The organism is Sulfurospirillum tamanense, from assembly GCF_016937535.1.
Taxonomy (GTDB): domain Bacteria; phylum Campylobacterota; class Campylobacteria; order Campylobacterales; family Campylobacteraceae; genus Sulfurospirillum_B; species Sulfurospirillum_B tamanense.
Genome location: NZ_JAFHKK010000002.1, coordinates 1 through 18,114, shown reverse-complemented (window position 1 = coordinate 18,114; position 18,114 = coordinate 1). Strand labels below are relative to the sequence as shown.

The 18,114-nt window shown below is 46.1% G+C and carries 20 protein-coding genes; 9 read left to right on the top strand and 11 right to left on the bottom strand.

From position 1 onward, the window contains the following. Nucleotides 1-41: 41 nt before the first annotated feature. The 4 genes from JWV37_RS01185 to JWV37_RS01170 form a co-directional block, all read right to left on the bottom strand. Nucleotides 42-1,013 carry a calcium/sodium antiporter gene (locus JWV37_RS01185; RefSeq protein ID WP_205457823.1) on the bottom strand — a complete coding sequence of 324 codons (972 nt, stop codon included), beginning with the start codon at nt 1,011-1,013 and terminating at the stop codon, nt 42-44. Between the two features lie 33 nt (nt 1,014-1,046). Next, entirely contained in the window at nt 1,047-1,814 is a 768-nt protein-coding gene (locus JWV37_RS01180) for an arsenite methyltransferase (protein ID WP_205457822.1), read from the bottom strand. Nucleotides 1,815-1,876: 62 nt separating this feature from the next. Further along, a complete protein-coding gene (locus JWV37_RS01175; protein WP_205457821.1) occupies nt 1,877-2,413 on the bottom strand; it encodes a sigma-70 family RNA polymerase sigma factor in 537 nt (178 codons plus the stop codon). A gap of 1 nt (nt 2,414) precedes the next feature. Continuing rightward, nucleotides 2,415-3,407: an adenosine deaminase gene (locus tag JWV37_RS01170; protein ID WP_240331946.1), complete on the bottom strand. Its 993-nt coding sequence runs from the start codon at nt 3,405-3,407 to the stop codon at nt 2,415-2,417. A 173-nt stretch (nt 3,408-3,580) separates the two neighbouring features. On the opposite strand from JWV37_RS01170, the gene JWV37_RS01165 reads away from it, so the two are divergent. Then, the gene (locus tag JWV37_RS01165) at nt 3,581-4,873 is read left to right on the top strand and encodes an EAL domain-containing protein (protein WP_369407630.1); all 1,293 of its coding nucleotides are present in this window, start codon (nt 3,581-3,583) and stop codon (nt 4,871-4,873) included. Nucleotides 4,874-4,888: 15 nt separating this feature from the next. Here the strand turns inward: JWV37_RS01165 and JWV37_RS01160 are convergent, their stop codons facing one another. Further along, nucleotides 4,889-5,464: a cupin domain-containing protein gene (locus tag JWV37_RS01160; protein ID WP_205457820.1), complete on the bottom strand. Its 576-nt coding sequence runs from the start codon at nt 5,462-5,464 to the stop codon at nt 4,889-4,891. Between the two features lie 192 nt (nt 5,465-5,656). Here JWV37_RS01160 and JWV37_RS01155 point away from each other — a divergent pair, with 192 nt between their 5' ends. Further along, nucleotides 5,657-6,763 (top strand): NAD(P)/FAD-dependent oxidoreductase, encoded by a 1,107-nt coding sequence (locus JWV37_RS01155; RefSeq protein WP_205457819.1) that lies wholly within the window; start codon nt 5,657-5,659, stop codon nt 6,761-6,763. A 12-nt stretch (nt 6,764-6,775) separates the two neighbouring features. Continuing rightward, nucleotides 6,776-7,882, top strand: a complete 1,107-nt coding sequence (ald, locus tag JWV37_RS01150; RefSeq protein ID WP_205457818.1) for an alanine dehydrogenase — start codon at nt 6,776-6,778, stop codon at nt 7,880-7,882. Between the two features lie 32 nt (nt 7,883-7,914). Here ald and JWV37_RS01145 read toward each other — a convergent pair whose 3' ends face one another. Continuing rightward, a complete protein-coding gene (locus tag JWV37_RS01145) occupies nt 7,915-8,397 on the bottom strand; it encodes a GNAT family N-acetyltransferase (protein WP_205457817.1) in 483 nt (160 codons plus the stop codon). A 198-nt stretch (nt 8,398-8,595) separates the two neighbouring features. Between JWV37_RS01145 and JWV37_RS01140 the strand changes: the two genes are divergently transcribed. Beyond that, nucleotides 8,596-9,288, top strand: coding sequence for a DUF3047 domain-containing protein (locus JWV37_RS01140; RefSeq protein WP_205457816.1), 693 nt, complete (start codon nt 8,596-8,598; stop codon nt 9,286-9,288). 192 nt (nt 9,289-9,480) lie between these two features. Further along, nucleotides 9,481-10,407: a homocysteine S-methyltransferase gene (gene mmuM, locus JWV37_RS01135; protein ID WP_205457815.1), complete on the top strand. Its 927-nt coding sequence runs from the start codon at nt 9,481-9,483 to the stop codon at nt 10,405-10,407. Here mmuM and JWV37_RS01130 read toward each other — a convergent pair. Then, nucleotides 10,404-11,555 (bottom strand): HD-GYP domain-containing protein, encoded by a 1,152-nt coding sequence (locus JWV37_RS01130; RefSeq protein ID WP_205457814.1) that lies wholly within the window; start codon nt 11,553-11,555, stop codon nt 10,404-10,406. The two genes, mmuM and JWV37_RS01130, sit on opposite strands and share 4 nt — an antisense overlap. Nucleotides 11,556-11,697: 142 nt before the next feature. Here JWV37_RS01130 and JWV37_RS01125 point away from each other — a divergent pair, with 142 nt between their 5' ends. The 3 genes from JWV37_RS01125 to JWV37_RS01115 are packed head-to-tail and all read left to right on the top strand — an operon-like array spanning nt 11,698 to nt 13,557. Further along, the gene (locus tag JWV37_RS01125; RefSeq protein ID WP_205457813.1) at nt 11,698-12,195 is read left to right on the top strand and encodes a QcrA and Rieske domain-containing protein; all 498 of its coding nucleotides are present in this window, start codon (nt 11,698-11,700) and stop codon (nt 12,193-12,195) included. Continuing rightward, on the top strand, nt 12,192-13,352 hold the full coding sequence (locus JWV37_RS01120) for a cytochrome b (RefSeq protein WP_205457812.1): 1,161 nt from the start codon (nt 12,192-12,194) through the stop codon (nt 13,350-13,352). Before JWV37_RS01125 ends, JWV37_RS01120 begins: the two co-directional genes overlap by 4 nt. Then, entirely contained in the window at nt 13,339-13,557 is a 219-nt protein-coding gene (locus tag JWV37_RS01115) for a hypothetical protein (RefSeq protein ID WP_205457811.1), read from the top strand. The genes JWV37_RS01120 and JWV37_RS01115 overlap by 14 nt, the downstream gene beginning before the upstream one ends. Before the next feature lie 49 nt (nt 13,558-13,606). Here JWV37_RS01115 and JWV37_RS01110 read toward each other — a convergent pair whose 3' ends face one another. Both JWV37_RS01110 and JWV37_RS01105 read right to left on the bottom strand, forming a co-directional pair. Then, entirely contained in the window at nt 13,607-14,683 is a 1,077-nt protein-coding gene (locus tag JWV37_RS01110) for a hypothetical protein (RefSeq protein WP_205457810.1), read from the bottom strand. Between the two features lie 9 nt (nt 14,684-14,692). Next, complete coding sequence (locus JWV37_RS01105; RefSeq protein ID WP_205457809.1) at nt 14,693-16,147, bottom strand: MBOAT family O-acyltransferase; 1,455 nt, start codon at nt 16,145-16,147, stop codon at nt 14,693-14,695. A 198-nt stretch (nt 16,148-16,345) separates the two neighbouring features. On the opposite strand from JWV37_RS01105, the gene JWV37_RS01100 reads away from it, so the two are divergent. Then, a complete protein-coding gene (locus JWV37_RS01100) occupies nt 16,346-16,804 on the top strand; it encodes a hypothetical protein (RefSeq protein WP_205457808.1) in 459 nt (152 codons plus the stop codon). A 25-nt stretch (nt 16,805-16,829) separates the two neighbouring features. Here the strand turns inward: JWV37_RS01100 and JWV37_RS01095 are convergent, their stop codons facing one another. Together JWV37_RS01095 and JWV37_RS01090 are read right to left on the bottom strand one after the other, a co-directional pair. Further along, complete coding sequence (locus JWV37_RS01095) at nt 16,830-17,345, bottom strand: CopD family protein (protein WP_205457807.1); 516 nt, start codon at nt 17,343-17,345, stop codon at nt 16,830-16,832. Nucleotides 17,346-17,391: 46 nt separating this feature from the next. Further along, complete coding sequence (locus JWV37_RS01090; RefSeq protein ID WP_205457806.1) at nt 17,392-17,985, bottom strand: NAD(P)H-dependent oxidoreductase; 594 nt, start codon at nt 17,983-17,985, stop codon at nt 17,392-17,394. Between the last annotated feature and the right edge of the window lie 129 nt (nt 17,986-18,114).

The window sequence follows — 18,114 nt, the reverse complement described above, 5'->3', positions numbered from 1 at the left end:
CTCGCCACCAAGAGAGACTAGGGTGAGGCAAAAAATTCCCCCTAAAACGCCCCTATGGAGGCCCCAAGCACAAGATTGTACCCCACGTACACGCCAAGCAACAACGCGCCCTCGACGCGGTTGATGCGCCCTTGCCGTCCTTTGCGCCCATACGCCATGGCAAAAAGCGCAAGGGTAAGGCCCATCATCACCACCCAGTCGCGAGTTAGTACTTCACGCGCGATGTTTTCCATCGGGTGAATCACCGCTGCGATGCCAATGACGGCAAGGATGTTAAACATGTTTGACCCCACCACATTGCCAACGGCCAAGTCGTGTTCCCCTTTTTTAATAGCAACAATAGATGCGGCCAGTTCGGGAAGGGAGGTGCCAAGGGCCACGATGGTCAGCCCGATGATTAAATCACTCACGCCAAAAGCCTCAGCAATGCCCACCGCACTCCACACCAACAACCTCGAACTTGCCACTAACAGCACCAAACCAACCACGAGCCACGCCACGCTTGCCCCTAAGCTCATCGCGGGGATTTCTGCTTCAACTCCCGTTTCTAGCGTGTCGTTTTTGCCCTTAAGTGCCGCCACCACCGACCACCCGATGAGCCCAAAAAATCCCGCCAACAGCACTAAGCCCTCGCCAAGACTGAGTCGACCATCTAGCACACAAACCCCACTCAAAAGGCTAATGCCAAGCAATAACGGCAACTCTTTTTTGACAATACCCGAATGCACCGCAATGGGCGCAATCACCGCTGTTACGCCTAAAATGAGAGCAATGTTGACGATGTTTGACCCAAGGGCATTGCCCAAAGCTAGAGCAGGATTGCCCTCCATGGCCGCCATGGCGGAGACAACCATCTCTGGCGCACTCGTCCCAAAGCCCACCACCAAGACCCCGATGAGCAGCATGGGCACGCCCAACTGTTTCGCTGTAGACGCCGCACCTTCGACAAATTTTCCCGCACTCCACACCAGTAGCCCAAACCCTGCCACTAAGCCTAAAAGGTACCACGTCATTTTGCTCGCCTTAGAAGAATTTTGCGCATTATACTACGGTTTTGGCTTCACCGCTTCGATGGTCGCTGAAACCACGTAGTCTTCAATGCGCTCTTGGCCTGTGCCGCAGGTGGTAGTGTGTTTTGGGGTAATGCAAACCGCTTCAAACCCGCAGGAGGTGAGCAGGTTTTCCAGTTCACCCACCACCGACGCCCCCGCTAAACATCCTGTGTACAAGGCGATGTCTTGGGCTAAAATCTCAGGCAATGGCGCTAGGGCTACCATGTCTGAGATAGCCAAGCGGCCGCCAGGTTTTAGCACGCGGTAGGCTTCTTTAAACACGCGGGGTTTGTCAGGGGAGAGGTTGATGACGCAGTTGGAAATAATCACATCCACCACGCCATTAGCAATGGGCAAGTTTTCGATTTCCCCTAGGCGAAACTCGACGTGTTGATACGCTCCTTTACGGGCGTTTTCGCGGGCTTTAGTGAGCATTTGCGGGGTCATGTCCACGCCAATCACTCGCCCTTCTTCGCCCACGTGGTGCGCCGCCAAAAACGCGTCAAGTCCCGCGCCACTGCCCAAATCCACCACTACTTCGCCTTTTTTGAGGCTTGCTATGGCCGTGGGATTTCCACATCCTAGCCCCTTGTTGGCCTCTTTTGGCACCGAAGCCAAGGCTGTGGCACTGTAACCCAACCCCAAACTTTGCGCTTGTGCGTCCCCGCAACAACTTGGCCCACATCCGCAACGCTTACCTTGGGCAATTTCCCCGTACACCGTACGCACCTCTTCGTAAAGTTGCTCTTTGGTCGTTATCATCTTTTCTCCTTTGTGAATGCTTTACATGTAAAGACGGAAAAAGAGCAAAAAAGATGCAACCCTTAGCACGCACACGTGCTATCGCAGTCCTTTCGTGGGGTAAATCCTGCCACTTTGCCACGCACGTATTCAATCTCACAGCACGCCAATAAACGCTCTTTGAGTTGTTTTCTGCCCCGTAAAATGCGGGATTTGGTGGCGGATAAAGAGAGGTTTAACTCCTTTGCAATGGCGTTTTGCGAAAGGCCTTCTAGCTCATACAAGCGCAAAGCAAGGGCATGATGCTTCGGCAACAAAGCAAGCAGTGGCTCCACGCACGCACTTAATTCTTCCAAGGATTCTTTGCGCACTTGGGGCTGGGCGTGGTCATCGCAAAGGGGCAACGCGGGAGATTTGGCGCGGTAAAAATCTACAATCGCATGGGCCGCAATTGTGTACAACCACCCCACCAAACGTTCAGGTGAACGCAATGTTGTCTGTTTTTCTAGGGCTTTGAGGTAAACTTCTTGCACGATGTCTTGAGCAATGTGCTTGTCTTTCACCCGCTTGTACACGTACCCCAAAAGGGCTTTTTGGTGGGCTAAAAATGCCTCTTCCATCTCACATACTCTCCACGCGCGCCAGATGGGCTTGCTTGTCTTTTTCGCCCAAAAAGGAGGCGCGAAAACTGTTACATGTAAGGGCTTTTAGTTCTTCTTTAGTCGCACCCAAATGGGTTACTAACGCTTCGTAGTTTTCGTTCATGTACCCGCCAAAATAGGCAGGGTCATCGGAGTTTACCGTGACGCACACCCCCTCTTTTAGCAAGCGCAAAATATTGTGCTCTTTCATACTTGGCACTGCTTTGAGTTTGAGGTTAGAAAGGGGACACACTGTCAAAGGGATGGCATGTTCACGCAAATAGGCCACCAACACAGGGTCTTGTTCACACGCGATGCCGTGGTCGATGCGCGTTACATGTAAAGCGTTCAGCGCGTCCCAAATATAACTGCTGTCACCCTCTTCGCCCGCATGGGCCACAAGGTGTAAGCCCTCGGCCTTGGCGTTGGCAAAGACGCGGGTAAATTTACTGGGCGGATTACCCACTTCCGCGGAGTCTAGCCCCACACCCACAAACTGGTCGCGAAAAGGCAAGGCCGCTTCAAAGGTGGCCAGTGCCGCTTCTTCGCTCAGGTCGCGCAAAAAACACAAAATCAACCCCGATGTGATGCCAAACTCTTTCTCCCCCTGGCGTAGCGCCCCCGTGATGCCCTCAAACACTGCGTCCAAAGGGATGTCTCTAGCGGTGTGGGTTTGGGGGTCGAAAAAGGGCTCCACATGGCAGACATTTTGCGCGTGGGCGCGGGTGAGGTACTCCCATGTGAGGGTGTAAAAATCCTCCGCGTCACGCAACACATCCGCGCCCTTGTAATAGAGGTTTAAAAAAGACTGCAAGGAGTCAAACTGGTATGCCGTGCGCGCCGCTTCGACACTTTCATAGGGCGTGGGGATGCCGTGTTTTTGAGCCAAGCGCAACAAGAGTTCGGGCTCTAGGGTGCCTTCAAGATGAACGTGCAGTTCGGCTTTGGGAAGAGCATGAATGAATGCGTGCATAAAGGGGCCTTTTTGATGGGAATCTTACTGCTATTTGCGCTTTGTTGTCAACTGCGAGATGCTTACATGTAAGCTTAACCCTTGCTCATCATTTTTAACAAATAAGGCACATAATCTCTTTTTTTATGAAGCTTTGTTACAATCTTTTCAAGATTTTGACAGAGGAGTTAATTGTGGAGCAACAGCGTATGCTTGAAGCACGCATTCAGGAACTTTCTTGCGAACTTGAACTCACCCGAAAAAAACTCTTAAGCCAATTTTACATTGACACGCTCACCTCTCTTCCCAACCTTTATAAACTTCGCTATGACCTTGAGGAAATGAACGACTTTACCCTCATCGTTGTAGACATTGACAACTTCAAACTTTTAAATGATTTTTACGGATTTATCGTCGGTGATTTTGTTCTAGAATCTTTTGCCACAACCCTTAAAGATGAATTTAAAGACGCCAAAGTCTACCGTATCGCTGGTGATGAGTTTGCCATTTTAAAACATGAAAAGATGAACTTTTATGCTCTAAGGGAGTATTTAGGCATCTTAATCCAACGCTTTTCACACCTGTGCTACCAATACGCTCAAACAGAAATTTTTGTGGATTGTACTTTTTCTTCGTGCGTGAGCTACGAACAAGACGACATCTTCTCAAAAGTCAACATGGCACTCAAATACGCCAAAGAAAAACGCTTAAAATTTTGGATTTACGAAGACATGATGCAACTCTCCAAGGAGTATGAAGCCAATTTAAAATACGCCACCAAAATCCGAAAAGCTATCGTCGAATCTTCAGGTATTGTGCCCTACTTCCAGCCCATTATAGACAACAAAACAGGAAAAATCGTCAAGTTTGAAACCCTCTCGCGTTTGGTCGACAAAGAAGGCATCATTCACTCGCCCAACAATTTCATCCCTGTAGCCAAAACCATCAAGGTGTACGACAAAATCACCACCACCATCATCGAAAAAAGCTTTGAAATCTTTACCAAAGACCCTTTTGATTTTAGCGTCAACCTCTCCTTTGAAGACATCATTAACCCGCACATTTCCGAGTTCATCATCACAAAACTCAAAGACTCAGCCTTGGGAGAGCGAGTCACGTTTGAGCTCCTTGAATCTGACCAAGTGCATGATTTTGCCGAAGTGGTGCGCTTTTTTAATGAAATCAGACGCCACGGCGCCAAGGTTGCCATCGACGATTTTGGCAGTGGATTTTCCAACTTCTCCTACATCATCAAACTCAACCCCGACTTCATCAAAATCGACGGTAGCCTCATTAAAAACATTGATGTGGATAAAAACGCGCAAATGATTGTGGAAACGATTGTGGATTTTTCTAAAAAACTTGGCATTCAAACCGTGGCAGAATTTGTCCACTCCAGCACGGTACTCTCGGCGGTAAAAACTTTAGGCATTGACTTTTCACAAGGCTATTTTATCGACCGACCTTCCCCTCAAGTCTCATCCTAACCTTTACATGTAAGACTAAAAAGAGGGCGGCGTGATAGCACTGATGTACGTCGCTACGTGGTCGCCTTTGTTTTCGATTTTATGGGGCATGGAAGGGTCAAAACGGATACAATCCCCCGCATACAGCGTAAAGGCCTTCTCTCCAAGGGTCACTTCAATGACCCCCTCAAGCACATAATCGCACTCTTCGCCCCCGCGGGTGTGGGGCAAGATTTCTTCGGTGATGCGGCCCGGCTGCAAAGTCACCAAAACAAATTCGATGTTCCCTTGCAGATTAGGTGTAAGCAGTTGACAGGAGTAAAGCGGGTCAGGAAAGGAGATGGTTTTGCGGGCGTTTTTACGCACAATGAGGGCAGATTCGTCACCAGAGGCCAAGGGACTTTCTTCATCGGCAAAGAGTTGGGCAAGGGTCACATCTAACACCTTGGCAATGCGGCGCAAGGTTTCTACCGAACCTTGCGTGGAGCCGTTTTCAAGCTGAGAGAGCATCCCATAGGAAATGCCAGCTTGCGTAGCAAGGTCTTTGGCGCTCATACTTTGCGCCAAGCGCAACGTTTTGACGGTTTTACCTACGCTAAACTCTTCTTCCATTTTAGCCTCTTCTTAAGAATCTTTTTAGCCATTGTAACCCTTTTTGGCTTTAGCACCCATGAAGTAAAATTTAATTTAAGTAACATAACCATCAACAAAACTAAATTTATTTTAGTATGATTAAATTTTTAGCACGCATCTCTCTCTTTTTTTGTTATACTTTTCGTGAATTACAACAGCAAGGATTCAACGATGCAACACTCTCTTGTTATTATCGGAGGCGGCTACGCGGGAACCACCCTTGTGTTTCAGCTTGCACGTACTCCCAACCTTCGCATTACACTCATCGATGCATCCCCTGTACACCTTGTCCAAGCCAAGCTCCACCGCTACTTGGCGGGCGATTTGCCTTTCGAGGAAGTAGCCTACGATTTGGGACGTTTTTGCACCAAATACGGGGCGGACTTTGTGCAAGAGCGCGTCACGCATGTAGACCCTCTCACCAAACACGTCTACACCGAAAACGAAACCTTCTCTTATGACACCTTGGTGGTTGCCACAGGATGTACCTCGTTTTTCCCTAAACAAATCGAAAATATCCACGCTCACACCATCGACGTCAAGCTTCCAAGCCACTTACAAGAAGCCAAAAAACGCACCGAAGCACTTTTTGAAGATAAAGAGCACGAGCACACTATCGCCATCATTGGCGGCGGACTTAGCGGGGCAGAAATTGCCCTAGAGTTGGCCCAAAAAGCCAAACGCTTTCCCCATGTGCACATCGCGTTGGTGGAGCAAAAACCCACCCCACTTCCAGGCATGGACGCTCACCTCACCAAAGCCGCTCTGAAAGCTTGTGAAACCTTGCGCATCAAACGCTACCATGGTGCTTTTGTTACCGCAGTCAATGATAGGATTCTTCGATTAAGCGATGAGCGCGAAGTGCCCTTTTCTCTAGCTCTTTTTGTCATTGGTGTGAGCCCAACTCTTCCAACTTTCACACCCGCTCTACCTCTTACACCCCATGGGCTTGTGGAAACGGATGCTCACTACCGCGTGCGTGGGCTTGAAAGTATCTTTGCCCTTGGCGACATCGTGTGTTCGTACGATGCTAACGGCAACCAAAACCTGCCCACGGCCCAAGTGGCCAAACAGCAAGCCAAACACGTTGCCAAAACTCTCAAAGCCCTTTTGGCCAAACGTGCCTTACCGCGCCCAAAACCCGTCATCAATAAGGGGGTTTTAGTGGATCTTGGAGGAAAAAATGCCGCGGGACTCTCTTTTGGAGTGCCTCTTTGGGGAAAACCCGCTTACCTCGTCAAACGCCTTGTGTGTCGCTTGCACACGCGTATCTTTTAACAGGAGTCTCTTATGGTTATCGGTCTAGTCAAAGAAATCAAAGTTCACGAATACCGCGTTGGGCTTACGCCTGAAAATGTTGCTACCTATGTAGCCCACGGCCATACGCTCATCGTCGAAAAGGGTGCGGGAGAGGGGGCTGGGTTTGAAGATGATGCTTATGAAGCCGCGGGTGCGCGCATCGAAACGGACAAACACGCCCTATTTGATGCCTCGGATATGATTGTCAAAGTCAAAGAACCGTTGCCTGGGGAGTACGATTACTTTAAAAAAGGCCAAATTCTTTTCACTTACTTGCACCTTGCGGCCGACCCTGCCCAAGCCAAAGCACTCATGGAAAAAGGGGTTAGTGCCGTAGCGTACGAGACCATCACCGACCGCAATGGCCATTTGCCATGCCTCACGCCCATGAGTGAAATCGCAGGGCGTTTAGCCGTGCAAGAAGGAGCCAAATACCTCGAAAAACCCTTCGGCGGACGCGGTGTGTTGTTAGGTGGTGTACCGGGTGTAAAACGGGGCAATGTGCTCATCATCGGTGGTGGCGTTGTGGGCATGAATGCGTGCAAGATGGCCGTGGGACTGGGTGCAAACGTGACGGTCATGGACATTGCCGCGCCGCGCCTTGGGTATTATGATGATATTTTTGGCTCCAAAGTCACGACGCTTTACTCCAATCGTAGCAACCTTGTAGACGCGCTTAAAGAAGCGGATTTGGTCATCGGCGCGGTGCTGTTGCCTGGAGCGAGTGCGCCTAAGCTTGTCAAAACTGAGGATTTAAAAGTCATGAAAAAAGGCGCGGTCATCGTAGATGTCGCTATCGACCAAGGGGGATGTTTTGAATCCTCCAAAGTCACCTACCACGACGCACCCACGTACACCCAAGAAGGCATCGTGCACTACTGCGTGGGCAACATGCCTGGCGCCGTGTCGCTCACCTCAACCATGGCACTCACCTCAACCACCCTTGGATACGGCCTCTCCATCGCCGACAAAGGACTAGAAGCCGCCCTCAAAGCGGACGCTGGACTTCTCAACGGTCTTAATTGCCACCAAGGCAACTGTACCAACGAAGCTGTGGCTAAAAGCCTCGGACTCGTCTTTACACCCGCGAGCTTTTAACTCTACTTTTTTAGCCCTTTACATGTAAAGGGCTAAAGCTCCTTGTACATCACGTAGGTATTGACATACCCGAGCTTTCCGTGTTTGTAGCCTTTGGGAATGGTGCCCACAATAGCAAAACCCAATGTTTGCCACAAGGCTACAGCCACGGCGTTGGCCGAAACCACCGCATTAAACTGCATGGCGTGGTAGCCCAAAACTCGGCCTACTTCTTGGGAGTGTTCGCACAACGCCCGCGCCACACCTTTGCCTCTAGCGTGCATGCTTACCATGTAGCCACAATTACACACATGGCTACTTGGGCCCATGCCGTTGGGCTTGAGATAGTATGTCCCCAGCACCTCTTCGCCTTCTTTGGCCACAAAGCACCGTTGTGGGCTTTCACACCACAACGCGTACGCCTCCGCGTAAGTCATGTTTGGGTCGTAAGCGTACGTTTCTTGGGCGCTAATAATGGCTTCAAATTCTGGCCAAAAGAGTTGAAAATCTTCGGAAGTCATGGGAGAGATGGTCATCGGATTTTTCCCTTTGCTAAGAATAAGCTAGGCGCTACATGTAACGTCTAAAAAACGTACAGTACTTTAGCCCCTCTTTGAGTCTCCTGAATGCCTTTACATGTAAAGATTAATCCTATCTTTAAAAGTTATTTTAAATTATTTTTCTGATAAAGTATCCGTTTTTGTTTCTAAATTTTTCGTCAAAGGCTTTGCAGAATGAAACAGGTTTTTATTGCTTTAAGTCTATTTTTTTCATCCCTTCATGCTACGATTTTTTTAGATGAGCGCTTTGAATCTCTTGAGCGATGGGAACACATTGCTTTTGAAAAAATCCCTCGCCAATCCACTTATGCCCTCTCAAGTGATGGCCTTTTACTCTCTTCAGACAATTCTGCTTCCGCGCTACGCCTCAACAAAACTTATGATGCCCAAATGTTTCCACTCATAGAAATGCGGTGGAAAGCTACCCAATGCGACATCCAAGGCAGCCCCCAACACAAAGAGGGTGACGACTACCCGCTCCGTCTTTATGTAGCATGGGAGTACGACCCAAACGAAGCCACTTTTAGCGAAAAGGTGCTCTACAATCTTCTTAAACTTTTTTATGGTACTTACCCACCAAAAGCAGCCTTAACTTATGTCATCAGCCCTTATCCCATTGAAGCAAAAAGTTTTGTCAGTCCCTATACAGATAAGGTGCATATCGTTCCTTTAGCAGATTGCCAGAGCAGTTTAAACAGCTGGAATTCTCACCGTATTAACATCCTTAAAGATTATGAAACTTTTTTTGGTGCGCCGCCACGCGGCAAGGTGACACTAGGAATTATGGCAGATTCTGACAACACCCAAGGAAAAAGTGAAGGGGTTATTTCATCCATTATCGTACGTTCTCACTTTTCTATAAAATAAATTTTTTCGTCAATTTTATGGACTAACAATAGTGCCTCTTTTATAGGTACAAAACTAGGCTACCCTTACAAAACAAAATAACGCTCTTTTGGGGTGAAACAGATTTTAGATTTTGCAAAATCTATTTTCACCCTCTCCTAAAAGCCCTTCGTAAGCCAAAACCTTTTACACTGCTTTTTTCAAAGGACGCCCATGAACCCTTTTCTTCCCTTTTTAGACCAGCAACGCGCGTGTGTCATCGACGGTGGTTTTGGCTCGGAACTCGCCCACCGTGGCCATGACCTTAGCGACCCCTTGTGGTCGGCAGCCTTGTTGCTTCACACCCCAAAAGCCATCGCAAGCGTACACCGTGACTACCTTGAAGCGGGAGCCGATGTCATCATCACCGCCAGTTACCAAGCTAGCCTTGAAGGATTTATGGCGCGTGGATTAAACGCTAAAGAGGCGGGAGAGCTCATCCAATCTTCCGTGTTTTTAGCCAAACGCACCCGCGATGCGTTTTGGGAAACGTGCACTGAATCAAAACGCCTCAAACCTCTCGTGGCCGCGTCTATCGGGCCTTATGGGGCCTATTTGGCCGATGGGTCAGAATACCGTGGGGGTTATGGGGTAAGCGATGAAACCTTGCGCCATTTTCACCGTGAACGGATGCGCCTTTTAGTGGGAGCAGGACCCGATATTTTGGCTATCGAAACCATCCCTAGCCTCCAAGAAGCCAAGGTTATTGTGGAGGTTTTGCAAGACTTCCCCCACATGGGCGCATGGGTAAGTTTTAGCGCGAAAGATGGGGCACATACATGTAGCGGTGAGCGCATCCAAGCGTGCGCCCAGTGGCTAGACTCAAAACCCCAAGTACTCGCCATTGGCATCAACTGCACCGCACCCGAACACATCAGCGCACTCACCCAAACGCTCAAAGAGAGCACCACTAAACCCATCATCCTCTACCCAAACAGTGGGGCACAGTACGACGCACTGAGCAAAACATGGCAAGGACCCGCCTCTTCCCATGCCCATTTGGCACGCTCATGGCACGCTCTGGGTGCTCGCCTCATCGGCGGATGTTGCCAAACCACCCCTAAAGACATCGCCGAACTTAGCGCTTGGACACGCGACTAGTCTTCTAGGTGCAAGCGGATTTGGATTATCTCTTCTTCTTTTTTAAAAAAAGCATCCGCGACATCAGGGTCAAACTGCGTCCCTTTGCGTTGTTTAATGTATTCCAAGGAGCGTTCCAAGCTCCACGGCTGCTTATAAGGACGTTGTGAAGTAAGGGCATCAAACACATCTGCAATAGCCACAATGCGACCCTCTAGCGAAATCTCTTCCCCTTTTTTGCCATCAGGGTAGCCACCGCCTGCTATTTTTTCGTGATGGTCTCTGGCGATATTTGCCGCCATAGTAAGCACTTCGTCTTCTGGGTCTTTCAGTAAATTGTAGCCAATCATAGCATGGGTTTTTACAAGAGCAAACTCTTCGGGAGTAAGGGCGCCTGTTTTTTTGATAATCGCATCAGAAATACCTATTTTACCGATGTCATGCATGGGTGCCGTAAGACGGATAAGCTTGGAAAAAGTTTCATCTAATCCCAGTGTTTGAGCTACAATCTCACTATAAAGGCCGACCCTTTTGGTGTGAGCTGAGGTTTCATTATCTTTGAATTCTGCCGCTTCAGTAAGTTTATTGATGATTTTTGCTTGACTCGTGCGAAGTTTTTCATGCAAAATGGCATTTTCTAAAGAAACACTGGCGTAGTTTCCAATCAAAATAAGCAGTTCCGCATCAATGTTACTAAAAACGCCTTCACGCTTATTGAGAGCCTGAAATACCCCAATGGGCTCTCCTAGATGATTAAGCAAAGGAACAGCTACGATATTCTTGGTAACGTATCCCGTTTGTTTGTCAACACTAGCATTAAAGCGAAAATCCTTGTACGCATCCACAACAATTTGCACTTCCTTGGCGAGCAGTGCCTTTCCCACCACACCAAAATCTGCATCTACAGTGATTTTTTCAACCCCGTGGGCCATTTTTGTCCAAAGCTGATGTGTGTTTTTGTCATACACGAAAATAGAACAACGCTCCGCTCCCACCACATCTCTAGCCGTGTCACCCAAAATGGTCAAAATCTCCACCAAATCAGCCTTGGTGCTAATAAGGTTACCAAGTTTGAGTAGCATATGAAGTTGCTGGGAAACGGAAATTTCCATGGAGTGTCCCTTTGTTAATAAATCCGCCATTGCATTACATGTAAACCGTTTTCTCATTGTATAGCAAAAACTCTTAATTGGTTCAAAAACTATTTTGCTTTTTTCTTCTTCATTGTGCCTAATTTATTGTTTTTTGCTTTTATTAAACTACGACCTTAGTTTTGGTACAATGCCCGCCACAAGCTTTAGAAGGAAATGCATGGACCCTAAGCGAAGACTGGTCAATTACTCACTGCTCGCCCTTGCAGGGACGGGAGGGTATTTTACCGCTGGAACGCTTTTTGGCTCACTTGAACCCCCAAAAAAAGCCCTTTTAGAAGCCGCGACGCTCATCGACACCACTACTTTGTCCCCAAACACCGTCTCTTTTTTTTCGTGGCTCAAAAAACCTATTTTTATTTACAAACACGATGCCTCCGTGCCTTTTGACCCCAAGCGCGATGTGGCCATTGGCGCTTACCACTACACCATCATGGTAGGCATTTGCACGCATCTTGGCTGTGTGCCAAAGTACGAAGAAGAAGCCAAAGAGTTCGTGTGCCCTTGCCATCAGGGTTATTTTGACTTGCGCGGCTACGCCTTAAGAGGGCCTGTTTCAAAGCCCTTAGAGATTCCCCCTTTTGATGCTCAAGGAGAACTATTGCTCATCGGTCAAGCGGGCGAAGCCTACATGCAACTTATGGAGGCAAACGGGTGAAATGGCGCATTCCTAACTTTAACCTTTTGCTTTATACGGGCACCATCATGGTAGCACTGTTTATCCTCATGGTCATCTCAGGCATTTTTCTAGCCATGCACTACAAGCCAGACGCCGCTCTTGCTTTTGAGAGTGTCAATACCATCATCATGCACGAAGTTCCCTATGGCTGGCTGTGGCGCAAGATCCACGCCATGGGCTCGACGCTCTTTTTTTGGTTGCTCTACATTCACCTTTTAGGGATGCTTTACCTTGGGTTTTACAAACACGGCAAGCGGATTTACTGGTACAATGGCATGGCACTGTACGTGTGCTTTGTCATCATCGGCTTTACAGGCTACGTGCTTCCTATGGGCCAGATGAGCTACTGGGCGGCGCAAGTCATCACCAGTCTGCTAGCCTACATTCCAGGAGCGGGCGAAGACATCATGCGCCTTGTGCGGGGTGATTTTGCGGTCAGCGATGTGACGCTGTTGCGCTTTTATGTGGTGCATATCATCGTGATGCCCCTTTGTATCATTGGTATTTTGCTCTTTCATGCGGACTTTTTCAAATGGCACGCCACCACAAAACTTTCCTTTAATCGCAAAGGCTTACATGTAACCAAAGAACCCCGCTTTAGCAAAAGTGCGCTACCGCCCAAAGAAGCTAAACCGTTTTTTTCTAACGCCGTACTCAAACCCCTACTGGCGTGTTCTGTGTTTTTTGCGTTTTTCTTTTACTGTGTCTTTTTTCATCCTTATCTAGCCCTAGACCCGCTAAATATGATGCCAGCCGACCCCACCGACACGCCCGCACACATCTACCCTGAGTGGTATTTTTTGTGGATGCTGCAACCCTTGAAGAGTTTTTTCTTTGATATTGGGCCGATTAAAGGTGCATATGTGGGCATGGTGTGCCTCGTGGTGGCCAATGCGGGGCTTATCTTTTTGCCTCTGTTAGACAAAAACCCGCGCCGTGTTCCTGCCCATGAGCGGCCCTATTTTCGGTGGTGGTTTTGGACGCTCGTGGTGTGCCTTGTAGCACTCACCGTCCTTGGCAAGCTTCCTACTACGCCTGCGGGATTGTGGCTTGGCATGGGGTTTTCTACGGTACTAATGGGCTTGTTTTTTATCTTGCCGTGGCTTTCACGAAAGGAATACGATGCCAAATCTTAAAATCTTTTGGGTGATTGTTGGCATTAGCGCCATGATGGTCTTAGGACTGGAGTGGTTGCCAAGTTTGTTTGAAGCACGCGCCCCTTATCCTCAGTCCCAAGACGCCAGCGCACAAACACGCGTAGGCCTTGGCATCATCAGCTACTTTGTGGCGCTCTCCGTGTTCATTTACATCAAGATTCTTTTGCAACGGCCTAAGCAGTAGGTAGGCTTTACATGAACAATACTTGCTTGGTGACGCTTATTTAAAAAAATTATATAGCAATCAAATCTTTAAATAATATTATATATACACTATCTAGTGAGTGCATTCCATCAAAAAAATCTTCATTAGTAAAACCATATTTATGAGGATTATAAGAGCCAATAATTTTAATATTGTACTTATTAGCAAGGCTACTCAAAAATAGTTCTACTTCATTTATGATTTGATACTCCTTTTTTTCAACTAGAATATCGTATGTGTATGGATTGTAGGGTGGCAAATAAAAATAAACAGTAATCTTGTTTTGCTGCAAAAATTTAACAAAGTGATTAAATAGTTTTTTATTATTTATCCTATCAAACCTTTCAAGCGAATACACACTTCCTTTTGTATATTGAATTGCACTTTTTTTAACTTCATTAGAATCAGGAAATCTACTTTTGAGTGGGTATTGAATAGAGCCATCCGGCTCTCGCAACTGGGTATCTATATCTATTGATGTTACTATTTCAAAGCCTTTCAGACCACTATCAAAATTATTTTTAACAAATTTTAAATTTTCAATAAAATATTCAACTGAAAAAAGCTTTTTGTAATTGTTTGTGGATTCATGTTGTTTTTTATTATCGTGACCCAGAATTGATAAAAATTGGTTGTACTCGTCTTCCAAGGTTAAAAATCGGTTCTGGCCATTATGCCTATTAAAAATCCATGGGTCTATGCCTAAAATAATATTTTGGGGATAAGAGTTAAATTTATTGTAATGTGCTTGTATTAAGGCCATATAGTCTTCAAGTGACGCCCCACTTACAGAATAATTTTGAAATCCGACATCCTTTTTCAAAAACATTCTTTTTCTTAACTGCATTGTTCGAGATGAGCCAATAGCAATCCATTCAATTTCATAATTGATATTTTCAATTATCTTTTTTCTAAACAACCTTTCGTCAAAATTATTTAAACCAGAAATTATTTTTCCATTCGCTAAGGCTTTTGCAGCTAAATCCAAGTAACCTTTTTTAGCAACCAATCCTAGTGAATCAATTTTATAATTAAATAATGCAACTAACAAAATAGAAATAGAAAAAATAAGTACCCATAATTTCAGCCACTTTTTACTACTCATCTTAATATCCTAAAAATTAAAATACAAAAATTCGCTCACTTTCGTAAGCGACAAAATGCCAAAAGAAAAGGTCAAAGCAACAAAAATGGCCGACCAAAGATTAAAATTAAACGCCACCAATTTTTCATTCGTGTTTTTAAACCCAAGTACCAAAACCAACGCGCCTAAAATCCAAAAAGGAATAGAAAAGTCTCCTTGGATATTCTCAACAAAACCACCAAACTCCACACCGTGATTTTTTAAAAAAGACAACCTATTTGCTAGAACATTAGGTAACACCACCCCACTCGCCCCACTCATCCCCTTTAGCACTTTCCACGCATCTTCAAACGATGTTGCCCTAAAAAACACCCATGTCATATTGATAAACATAAACGTCACCAGCCACGCCAAAGGCTTCCATAGCACAATGCCAAGCTTACTCCAAATGCGGTGCAGAACCATAGCCAAGCCATGCAACGCTCCCCAGATGATAAACGTCCAGCCCGCCCCATGCCACAGACCCCCTAGCAAAAAAGTGGCAAACAGATTTGCATGGGTGCGAAAACTTCCTGTTCGGCTCCCTCCTAAAGGGATATACACATAGTCTCTTAAAAACCTTGAGAGCGTAATGTGCCAACGTCGCCAAAAGTCTTGGATATTGAGCGCTTTGTAGGGTGAGTTGAAGTTGATGGGGAGTTTGATGTTAAACAACAAAGCCGCCCCGATGGCCATGTCGGTGTAGCCACTAAAATCAAAATAGAGTTGAAAGGTGTAGCTCAAACTCGTCGCCCACGCTTCAAAAAAAGTAAGGACCTCTGCCTTGTCAAACCCGTTAGTCGCCCAAACCGCAAACGTATCAGCAATGACTACTTTTTTAAATAGCCCCATCGAAAAGATAAACAACCCAAGGGCAATGTTACGGTAGTTTTTTACTTTGTTCCAGCGGCTTGCAAATTGAGGCATCATCTCTTTGTGGTGGACAATGGGCCCCGCGATGAGCTGAGGAAAAAAAGTAACAAAGACGGCGTAATTTAGAAAATCATACTCATTGGTTTCGCCCTTGTAGGAATCCACCAAATAAGCAATCTGCTGAAACGTAAAAAAGCTAATAGCAAGCGGGAGGGCAAGATTGAGCATGGGCAGTGCGTCTTCACCCAGAAGCACATTGACATTGGCAATGAAAAAATCAGCGTATTTAAAATATCCCAGCAAGGCAAGATTGCCGACGATACCGATGATTAGCAGAATTTTAGGGCGCACGCGCTTGGCTTCGCTCAAGCTTTTTCCGATGATAAAGTTAAACAACATGGAACCTAAAAGCAGCGGAAGATACAGCACGTTCCACCAACTGTAAAAAAATAAAGAGGCAAACACAAGAGAACCCTTGGCAGCGGTAGTGAGGCGTAAATGGTTCAGGTAAAAGTAAATGCCGAAGCTAATGGGTAAAAAGATGAAGATAAAAGCGTAAGAATTGAAGAGCATGAAAATCCAGTTATAAAATAATTTATCTAAAAGTATTAGTTTATAAATAAATTGTCTAATATTTTGATAAAAATGATTTTATCTTCTTTTTACTTTTGTAAGCATAAAATATTTTGAAATAAAATACATAATATCTACAATGGATAGCTAATTATTTAGAAGTTAGGATGTTCTGAAATCAAGAAGGATAACTATTTGATGAAGAGCATAAAAGAAGTTGTTGAAAATTATGAAGTAACTCGCGCTACTTTACACAACTGGAAAAAGACCAAGCCAAGACTTTATAAGCTTTTACGCACAGACAATGATGACCAACTGCGAGAACTCCTCGTCGTCTTGTCTCACTATGCGCAAACCCTTACGCCGTGCTTTACATGTAAAGAGGTAGAGCAGATTGTGCTACTGGAGTTAAATTTTAAAGATACCAAATCCGTACTAGAAATAGAGTACCTTTTTTTGGAAAAAATGCGCAATGAACCTTTGCATTCTCTACGTGAGACCATGCCACTTTTTACCAAACTTTCGAGCCTAAACCCCGTGGAAAAATACCTTTTAAAACGGGCCTTACAGAGTGTCCAAGCCAAGCGAGAAAAGAAAGAACCTTTGGAGCCATTGATAGAACACTATTTTAAAGGCTTTGTTTTTTCTCGCCAGTAATACTTTTTAGGCGTTACATGTAAGCCTATTTCTTTTTCTCTTTCCCATCCAAAATCAAGTCGGCGATGACCGCGAAGATGCCGATGGTGATGAGGGTAAAGGCCCATGAGAAGGTCTTGAAGATGACGTAGCCCACGATGAGCAGGGCTAAAAAAGTGGGGACTTCGTTGTAGGCGCGGAAAAACTTACCGCTTTTAGTACACGTTCCATCAGCCAAAGCTTTGCGGTAGGTTTCTAGGGAAAACGAATACCACGTTAGCGCGATGAGGGCCGTAAACTTGGCGTACAGCCATCCGCCGCTTGAGAGTAGCTGTGGGTCGAGGATGAGCATGGTCACGCCACTGGCTAACGTAGCCCAAAATGCGGGCAAGCCGATGTATTTGTAGAGTTTGTATTCTTGGATTTTGGCGACCTCTTTAAAGCCCTCATTTTCCGCGTGTTCGACGTGATACACAAAAAGTCTGGGCAAGTAAAACAGCATCGCCATCCACGACATGAAGGCCATAATGTGAAACGTCAACACCCAATCATAATACGCCACAACTTATCCTTTTTTGGTTTTCGTGGACGTATTATACACGAAACAGTTATCCTAAAAAGTTTTTGGTCAAAACAGCCACAAACTTCGCTTTTTCAGCCTCGATGTTCAAATCGCCTTTGAAAATGTCGTGCACCGCGTAGGTTTGCAGGGGTTTGGCACCACAAAACTGCCATGTTTTGTGGGTTGCAACATGGGCTTCATCGAGGCTCAAACCGTCAAAAAATCCCTCCTTGTCGCTAAACTCAGAAGCAGGGCAATTGTACGTCAAAGAAAGCATGTACTTTTTATCTTGCATCAATCCTCCGCTTCCATACCGCTTACTTGCGTCACTGCGCGAACGTCCATCGCCAGCATAGATGCCGTTGTTAGCGCCCGCGGAAAACACTTCGTCGATGTATTTTTTCATCATCCACGGCACGCCCATCCAGTAGACAGGATATTGGATGATGAAATAATCCGCCCATTTAAACTTCTCAACCTCTTCAAGCGGGTCGTAATCACTCTGCGCCTTGGCGTGTTTGACGCTAAAACCGTTCTCTTTTAAAAAGGCTTCGGCCATGTCAATGAACAGCTGCGTGAGCTTTCCTTCGGCGATGTTGGGGTAGTATTGGTGTCCGTTAATGATGAGTACATTTTTCATGGGCGTCCTTCGTATAATATCTTTGTCAATCAAAGTTTAATAATTAGTATTTTACCAAAGCCAATCATTAAATTTCTAAAAACTGAATACACTTTAATCCAGTGCCATAGATGAGTAATTAACCACATC